Raw genomic sequence first — 6,198 nt, 5'->3', positions numbered from 1 at the left:
GCCCCCTTCTCAGTCGCGGTCGCGGCGCGGGCGGCGCTCGCCCCGGTCGGAGCGCTCGCGGCGGGGCTCGCCCTCGCCATTCTCGCCCTCCTCGCGCGGGCGGCGGGCGCCGACCTGGTCGGAGATGTCGGCGCCGGTCGCCTGGTCGACCACGCGCATGGACAGCTTCACCTTGCCGCGGTCGTCGAAGCCCAGCACCTTCACCTTCACCTTGTCGCCCTGCTTGACGATGTCGGTGGTCTTGGCGACGCGCTCATTGGCCAGCTCGGAGATGTGGACCAGCCCGTCCTTGGCGCCGAGGAAGTTGACGAAGGCGCCGAACTCGGCGGTCTTCACCACGGTGCCGTTGTAGATCACGCCGATCTCGGGCTCGGCGGTGATGCCGCGGATGCGGTCGATCGCGGCCTGCGTCGCCTCGGGGCTGGTCGACGCGATCTTGATCGTGCCGTCATCCTCGATGTCGATCTTGGTGCCCGTGGTCTCGACGATGTCGCGGATCACCTTGCCGCCGGTGCCGATGACTTCGCGGATCTTGTCCTTGGGGACGTTGATCACGGTGATCTTCGGCGCGTTGGCGGCGACATCGGTGCGGGCGCCGGTCAGGCCCTTGGCCATCTCGCCCAGGATGTGGAGACGGCCGCCCTTGGCCTGCTCCAGCGCGATCTTCATGATCTCCGGCGTGATGGAGGTGATCTTGATGTCCATCTGCAGGGCGGTGATGCCCTGCTCGGTGCCGGCCACCTTGAAGTCCATGTCGCCGAGGTGATCCTCGTCGCCCAGGATGTCGGAGAGGACGGCGAAGCCCTTCTCCTCCTTGATCAGGCCCATGGCGATGCCGGCGCAGGGGCGCTTCAGCGGCACGCCCGCATCCATCAGCGACAGCGAGGTGCCGCAGACGGTGGCCATCGAGGAGGAGCCGTTCGACTCGGTGATCTCCGACACGACGCGCATCGTGTAGGGGAACTTCTCCTTCTCCGGCAGCAGCGGGTGGATCGCGCGCCAGGCCAGCTTGCCATGGCCGATCTCGCGGCGGCCGGGGCTGCCCATCCGGCCCGTCTCGTTCACCGAGTAGGGCGGGAAGTTGTAGTGCAGCATGAAGTTCTCGCGGTACTCGCCCGCGAGCTGGTCGATGATCTGCTCATCCTGGCCGGTGCCCAGCGTGGCCACGGCCAGCGCCTGGGTCTCGCCGCGGGTGAACAGCGCCGAGCCATGGGCGCGCGGCAGCACGCCGACCTCCGCCATGATCGGGCGGACCGTCTTGGTGTCGCGGCCGTCGATGCGCAGGCCGGTGTCCAGGATGGCGTTGCGGACGACGTCGGCCTCGAGCTCCTTCAGCAGGCCCTTGGCCATCGCGGCCTCGTCCTCGGAGAGCTGCGCCAGGATCGCCTTCTTGGCCTCGCCCACCTTGGTCTGGCGGAGCAGCTTCTGCGTCTCCTTGTAGGCCTCGGCGATCGGGGCGCGGCCCAGCTCGGCCAGCTTGGCCTTCAGCGCCGCCACCGCCGGATCCTCCTCCGGCAGGTCCCAGGGCTCCTTCGCCGCCTTCTCGGCCAGCTCGATGATGCCCTCGATCACCGGCTGGAAGGACTGGTGGCCGAAGGTCACCGCGCCGAGCATGACCTCCTCGGTCAGCTCGCTGGCCTCGGACTCGACCATCAGCACGCCCTCGGCGGTGCCGGCGACGACCAGGTCGAGCTGGGTGTTCTTCATCTGCTCCAGCGTCGGGTTCAGCACGTACTGGCCGTCGATATAGGCCACGCGCGCAGCACCGACCGGGCCGAAGAACGGAATACCCGAGAGCGTCAGCGCGGCCGAGCAGCCGACGAGGGCCACGATGTCCGGGCTGTTCTCCATGTCATGCGACAGCACCGTCGCGATGACCTGGACCTCGTTGCGGAACCCTTCCGGGAAGAGCGGGCGGATCGGGCGGTCGATCAGGCGGGAGATCAGCGTCTCCGCCTCCGACGGGCGCCCCTCGCGCTTGAAGAAGCCGCCCGGGATCTTGCCGGCGGCGAAGGCCTTCTCCTGGTAGTTCACGGTGAGCGGGAAGAAATCCTGCCCCGGCTTCACCGAGCGGGCGCCAACCACGGTGCAGAGCACGATGGTGTCGCCAAGGCGCGCCATGACGGCGCCATCGGCCTGGCGGGCGACCTTGCCCGTCTCCAGCGTCAGCGTCTTGCCGCCCCAGGCGATGTCCTTGCGGAAATAATTGTCGAACATGAAAGTCCCTTGGCATCGCGGCCCGTCGTCACGGGCGCTGCGTCTCCCGCCCGGAAGGCGGGTGTCGGTTGAGCGATGCGGGAAGCGCCAGGGCCGGACCGGGTCTCGCCCTCCCCGTCAGGGAGGGTCCTCGGCGTCTCGGGCGGCATGGAGGGGCCGCGGGGGTGAACCGCGGAACGCACCCATGTGGCCGGAAACGCCGCCACGCCCCTGCTCAGTCGAGGGGTCGCGCCCGGCGCAGCCTCCAGTCTTTCCCGCACGCTCGCGGGTCCGGGCGGCCGAAGCGGCGCGCCCGGCGGGCGTTATGGACGCTCAGGCGCACAAGCGCCACGGAAAAATCAGAATGGAAAAAGGCCCGGGGGAATGAATTCCCCCGGACCCCCTTCTTTTTTCTGTCAGGCTGCCGCCATCTCCCGGCACAGCGGGACGCCAAACTGATGGCGGGGGTCCGGGGGAGACCCTGTCTCCCCCGGCCTTCTCTTGCTCAGGCGGCAGCCCGCAGGGCCACGGCCTTCACATCCTCGCTCACCGCGCCGGCGAAGGTCTCGAAGTTCTTCTCGAACAGCCCGACCAGCTTGGCGGCGGTGGCGTCATAGGCGGCCTTGTCGGCCCAGGCCTCGCGCGGGTTCAGCACCTCGGCCGGCACGCCCGGCACGTTCTGCGGCACGGCCAGGCCGAAGAACGGATCGGTCGCGAAGGTCGCGTTGGCCAGGCTGCCATCCAGCGCCGCGCGCAGCAGGGCGCGGGTGTGCTTGATCGACATGCGGTGGCCCGTGCCGTAGCTGCCGCCGGTCCAGCCGGTGTTCACCAGCCACACCTGCGCGCCGTGCTGGGCGATCAGCTCGGCCAGCATCTTGCCATACACCTCGGGGTGGCGCGGCAGGAAGGGGGCGCCGAAGCAGGTGGAGAAGGTCGCCTGCGGCTCCTTGCCCAGCCCCTTCTCGGTCCCCGCCACCTTGGCGGTGTAGCCGGAGAGGAAGTGGTACATCGCCTGCGCCGGCGTCAGCTTGGCGATCGGCGGCAGCACGCCGAAGGCGTCGGCGGTCAGCATCACCACATTCTTCGGCAGCCCGGCCTGGCCACCCGGGGCGGTGCCCGGGATGAACTCGATCGGGTAGCAGGAGCGGGTGTTCTCGGTCAGCGAGCCATCGTCGAGGTCGAGATGGCCGCGCGCATCGGCGATCACGTTCTCCAGCACCGCGCCGAAGCGGTGCGAGGCGTTCCAGATCTGCGGCTCGGCCTCCTGGCTGAGCTTGATGACCTTGGCGTAGCAGCCGCCCTCGAAGTTGAAGACGCCCTTGTCCGACCAGCCATGCTCGTCATCGCCGATCAGCGCGCGCTCGGGGTCGGAAGACAGCGTGGTCTTGCCGGTGCCCGACAGGCCGAAGAACAGCGCGGTGTCGCCATCCTTGCCCACATTGGCCGAGCAATGCATCGGCAGCACGCCCTTGGCCGGCAGCAGCCAGTTCATCACCGTGAAGATCGACTTCTTGATCTCGCCCGCATAGGAGGTGCCGGCGATGGCGATGATCTTCCTGGCGAAGGACAGCGCGATCAGCGTGGTGGAGTTCGGGCGCCCACCATGCTCCGGCTTCGCCTCCATCTCCGGCGCGTGCAGGATCACGTAGTCCGGGGTGAAGCCGTCGAGCTCCTCCACCGGCGGGCGGATGAACATGTTGCGGGCGAACAGCGCGTGCCACGCATTGGTCGTCACCAGCCGGACCTTGATGCGGTGCGCGGGATCGGCGCCGGCATAGAGATCCTCGGTGAACAGCTCCTTCTGCTGGCCGAGCCAGCCGCGCACATCGGCGGCGAAGGTCTCGAACTTGGCCGGGTCCAGCTTCTGGTTGACCTTGCCCCACCAGATCTCCTGGGTGACCTCGGGGTCGTCGGCGACGAACTTGTCCTGCACGGAGCGGCCGGTGTGCTGGCCGGTCACCGCGATGAAGGCACCGTCCGCCGAGAGCCGGCCCTCGCCGCGGCGCAGCGCATGGGCATAGAGCCCGGCGGCGGTGAGGTTGGCGTGCAGCGGGGCGGTGGTGGTGACACCGGTCCCAGCCAGGGCGGTGGCGGCAGCAGACGCTGTCATACGATGCGGACTCCGGTCAGGGCGCTTTTCCTCCGCCGGGCCTCCGGCGGGGCAGTAGCCATGGGGATGATCCGGCGCGGAGCGGCATCACGTGCACCGCACCCCATGCGCCGCGCGCCGGTCGGCCCCGAGACTAGGCTGCTGCCCAAGGATTGGTCAATGTTCGTGTCCTTGTCTTATTATCGGACAAGTCGTTGAAACCCGCCATCAATCCGCCGCGATCGGGTGCCTCAGCCGGCCGCGCGCGCCTGCCGGGCGGCGGCCACCAGGGCCTTGCGCACCCCGTCCGCATCCGCGACGGGGGCCGGGAAATCCAGGCGGCAGACGGCATCGCCGGCCGCCATGTCGCAGCCATCGACATCCACCGCGACCATACGCCAGGCCGCCGCCTCCCGCCGCAAAAGACGGGTGGCGATCTGCGCCATGGCGTCGCTGTGATCCTCGTTCATATGGGCGCAGATGCCGGGCTCGGCCGCCGCGATCGCCGCCACCGCGGCCGGGTCGGGCAGCAGCTCGGCGGCGCGCAGCCGGGTGGCGGCCGCGAATCCGCCGACCAGCAGCGCCGCCTGCGGGCGGATGCGCCAGAGCGCGAAATCGCCGAAGCCGGCATAGAGCGCGGCATAGGGGTGCAGCGCCAGCCAGCGCGCCTTCAGCGCCGCCGCATCCTCGCCCTCCACGATCTCGGCCAGGCCGGTCAGGCTCAGCCGGGGCGCGGTCTGCGGGTTGGCCTCGGGCGCCGCCCCCTGCACCAGCAGGGCGCAGCGCGGCTCGCGCGACAGCTGCCGCGTGTGCTCCGACAGGCGCGACAGCCAGAGCAGCACCGAGAGGTCGCCGGCCATCGCCGGGGTGACCAGGGCGGCGAAGGGCTGGCCCTCCTGCTGCGTCGCCAGCGTGCCGCCGCGCGCGCCCCGCAGCAGCGCCCGCGCCTGCCGCACCGCTTCCACCTTGTCCATCCCGCGCCTCACGCCCTAATGACCAGCCCACGCCCTGCCCTGGAGCCCGCGCGGGGCGCCGCAACCAGGGCCGGGCCATTCCGCTTCTGACCGGCGCCGGCCGCCGCCCCGATCCTGGCCCGGCTTGCGCCACAATTCTTCGGCACCCTGGCCGCGCCACGGGTCCCAGGGAGCAGAGACCGCAGCATGCCCGCCACCATCGCCCTGGTCGATGACGACCGCAACATCCTGACCTCGGTCTCCATGACGCTGGAGCAGGAGGGGTTCCAGGTGCGCACCTACACCGATGGCGAGAGCGCGCTGCAGGGCCTGCTGGCGCGCCCCGTCGACCTCGCCGTGCTCGACATCAAGATGCCGCGCATGGACGGGATGGAGCTGCTGCAGCGGCTGCGCCAGCGCAGCTCGATGCCGGTGATCTTCCTCACCTCCAAGGATGAGGAGCTGGACCAGCTGATGGGGCTGCGCCTCGGCGCCGATGACTACATCACCAAGCCCTTCAGCCAGCGGCTGCTGATCGAGCGCATCCGCGCCCTGCTGCGCCGCAACGAGGCGAGCCGCGCCGAGGGCAGCGGCGCGCCGCCCAGCGGCGTCATCATCCGCGGCGAGCTGGTGCTGGACGAGACCAAGCACACCTGCAGCTGGAAGGGCCAGGCGGTGCAGCTCACCGTCACCGAGTTCCTGCTGGTCAAGGCGCTGGCGCAGCGCCCCGGCATGGTGAAGAACCGCGACCAGCTGATCGACGCCGCCTATGGCGAGGCGATCTATGTCGACGACCGCACCATCGACAGCCACGTCAAGCGCGTGCGCAAGAAGTTCCGGGCCGTGGATGACGACTTCTCGATGATCGAGACGCTCTACGGCATCGGCTACCGCTACAAGGAAGCCTGATCCTTGCCCGACGCCAGCGGCCAGGCCGCCCCCGCCCCCGCCCCGGCCGCC

General features: G+C 69.9%; 4 protein-coding genes. 1 reads left to right on the top strand and 3 read right to left on the bottom strand.

Annotated features, from left to right (window positions below; translation table 11 throughout):
- Positions 1–9: 9 nt before the first annotated feature.
- From pnp to HMPREF0731_RS11295, 3 genes are all read right to left on the bottom strand, one after another.
- On the bottom strand, positions 10–2,217 hold the full coding sequence (gene pnp, locus HMPREF0731_RS11305) for a polyribonucleotide nucleotidyltransferase (protein WP_007004256.1): 2,208 nt from the start codon (positions 2,215–2,217) through the stop codon (positions 10–12).
- Between the two features lie 484 nt (positions 2,218–2,701).
- Positions 2,702–4,306 (bottom strand): phosphoenolpyruvate carboxykinase, encoded by a 1,605-nt coding sequence (locus HMPREF0731_RS11300; protein WP_007004255.1) that lies wholly within the window; start codon positions 4,304–4,306, stop codon positions 2,702–2,704.
- Between the two features lie 230 nt (positions 4,307–4,536).
- Positions 4,537–5,259 (bottom strand): HugZ family pyridoxamine 5'-phosphate oxidase, encoded by a 723-nt coding sequence (locus HMPREF0731_RS11295; protein WP_007004254.1) that lies wholly within the window; start codon positions 5,257–5,259, stop codon positions 4,537–4,539.
- Between the two features lie 186 nt (positions 5,260–5,445).
- Here HMPREF0731_RS11295 and HMPREF0731_RS11290 point away from each other — a divergent pair, with 186 nt between their 5' ends.
- Positions 5,446–6,147 carry a response regulator transcription factor gene (locus tag HMPREF0731_RS11290; protein ID WP_007004253.1) on the top strand — a complete coding sequence of 234 codons (702 nt, stop codon included), beginning with the start codon at positions 5,446–5,448 and terminating at the stop codon, positions 6,145–6,147.
- Positions 6,148–6,198 lie beyond the last annotated feature (51 nt).

The organism is Pseudoroseomonas cervicalis ATCC 49957, from assembly GCF_000164635.1.
Taxonomy (GTDB): Bacteria; Pseudomonadota; Alphaproteobacteria; order Acetobacterales; family Acetobacteraceae; genus Pseudoroseomonas; species Pseudoroseomonas cervicalis.
This window is presented reverse-complemented; position numbering and strand designations above follow the sequence as displayed.

Excerpts from the sequence above, each read along its gene's own strand:
- pnp (WP_007004256.1), bottom strand. The coding sequence starts at position 2,217 with ATGTTCGACAATTATTTCCGCAAGGACATCGCCTGGGGCGGCAAGACG.
- HMPREF0731_RS11300 (WP_007004255.1), bottom strand. The coding sequence starts at position 4,306 with ATGACAGCGTCTGCTGCCGCCACCGCCCTGGCTGGGACCGGTGTCACC.
- HMPREF0731_RS11295 (WP_007004254.1), bottom strand. The coding sequence starts at position 5,259 with ATGGACAAGGTGGAAGCGGTGCGGCAGGCGCGGGCGCTGCTGCGGGGC.
- HMPREF0731_RS11290 (WP_007004253.1), top strand. The coding sequence starts at position 5,446 with ATGCCCGCCACCATCGCCCTGGTCGATGACGACCGCAACATCCTGACC.